General features: G+C 35.8%; 2 protein-coding genes. One reads left to right on the top strand and one right to left on the bottom strand.

The window, feature by feature from the left end:
- Positions 1–183 precede the first annotated feature (183 nt).
- Positions 184–774, top strand: coding sequence for a hypothetical protein (locus J2Z34_RS17475; protein ID WP_209461156.1), 591 nt, complete (start codon positions 184–186; stop codon positions 772–774).
- Between the two features lie 266 nt (positions 775–1,040).
- Here the strand turns inward: J2Z34_RS17475 and J2Z34_RS17480 are convergent, their stop codons facing one another.
- Positions 1,041–1,178 carry a hypothetical protein gene (locus J2Z34_RS17480; protein ID WP_209461157.1) on the bottom strand — a complete coding sequence of 46 codons (138 nt, stop codon included), beginning with the start codon at positions 1,176–1,178 and terminating at the stop codon, positions 1,041–1,043.
- Positions 1,179–1,801 lie beyond the last annotated feature (623 nt).

Here is a 1,801-nt window from a genome sequence, read left to right on the forward strand (position 1 = left end):
GTGCCTTTCTTGTCCTGGATCAGCACACTTTCATTGTATTGCTATGGGTCTCCTTTTTCAAAGTTCAGGTTTTTTCATTACAGGAATGCTCCTTATATAAATATAACATGAAATCAAAAATCCTTTACATATTATCACCTTTATAATATCATGAAATGGAATAAGTATATATGAGGTTTTCGAATGAATATTAAGAAATGTTTTACTATCACCAGTTGTTTTCTGCTAATCTTTATTTTAACATCAACAGTTGGGGTTGCAGCTTCAGAAACTAAAAGCATAGTATCGGTAGAGACTGTTGAGTATGGTGGCACTACCTATGTTGTTGAGCAGACAAAAACCAAAAATGGAGTTAGAACAACTAAAGTAGAAGATGGAGAAGACCTACTCAATGTTATCTTTAATGAAAAAACAAGCCAGCTTCAAGTATTTGCTAATGGCGAGCTAGTATCTGACCAAATAATTGGATCTGATCAAACAGTGGGATCTGATACGGTAATTGGAGAAGAAATGGAAGCCATGAGTTCATGGTACTTACTAACCCCAAAAAAGAAGACAATGTTTATAGGCAGTCTGTCCGTTGCAATGCTAGCAGCAGCAAGTGTTTTAGTTGGTGTAACTGCATGGATGTCTTATATTGATAGTAAATATGTAGATTCTGATACTATTGCAGAAATTGCTATGCATATTAAATACCATACAGCATTCTATAGGAATTCAGACTATACTGGTTTGGTGTATCAATCAGAAAGATATGAATGGATTTATTATTAGAAAAAAGATTGGAAAAGTAGATTTTATAAAAATATTGGTATAATAAAAAGCGGTCTTCCTATTACCCGAATAATAAGAGGGACATATAGAAGGCAACTGGGTCACTTAAGAGGTACAAATATTAAAATAATTTGAGAATTTAATCGGGTAGGACCCCGCTGATTAAGCGGGGGACCTCCCAGTCGAGTAGCAGAGGGGAGTTTCACCCCAATGCTCTCACAGAACCGTACGTGAATCTCTCGATTCATACGGCTCTTATCATTCCCTTATGGTGACCATCCGAGGGTCTTCTCTGTCCTTATCCCGTCAGAGTTGTACTTGTAGCTTAGGCTGGTGGAAGCGTTGCTTAAACTCTTCAGCTGCCTGCCATTTTCCCATGTGTAGGTCCAGCCGTCGTAAGACAATGGATTTCCTATGGCGTCATAGGTTATAGTAATTATAAAGTTAATTTCAGTATAAGCGTTGACTTACAACATAATCAATATTGATAGTAGATTTACACCTAAACATTTAGCTTCAATATCCCCACAAAAATAAAAGTACTGAGCCATACGAATTTGACTCAGCACTAACACTATTTAATAAACTCCGAGATGAATTGCTAAAGAAGCTTACTATTAATATGCCCTTTAATCTGTAGGCGTATTGGGAAACAACAACACATTTTACAAATTACTATATATAGCAGCTCAGCCATGCGGTTTATGCAATATGTTGTGGTTTCTCCTTTTGTAGGAGTATCACTGTCTCAATGTGCCTCGGGACAGTAATTTGCATTTTTTTGCTATATTTTAGATTTTTTTATTGTTGTTTTGCTGATTTATTTGATTTTCATACGTTAAGTGTTCAGTATTTTATTAATAAAGCAATTTTGCAATTCACTAAATATTCGCATAATATGAAATTTGCTCAATAATTCCCCACAAAAAAACCGGTGTTTGTCAAGGTAGTTGTCGCAAAATCTTATCGTCAGTTTTGATCGGATTCAGCCAAACCTCAGTTGGAACTTCCATCTTCCTGATTTGTC

Source organism: Youngiibacter multivorans (genome assembly GCF_017873395.1).
GTDB classification, from domain to species: Bacteria; Bacillota; Clostridia; order Clostridiales; family Clostridiaceae; genus Youngiibacter; species Youngiibacter multivorans.

Bases quoted from the DNA above. Each gene is read 5' to 3' on its own strand.
- J2Z34_RS17475 (WP_209461156.1), top strand. From the start codon at position 184: ATGAATATTAAGAAATGTTTTACTATCACCAGTTGTTTTCTGCTAATC.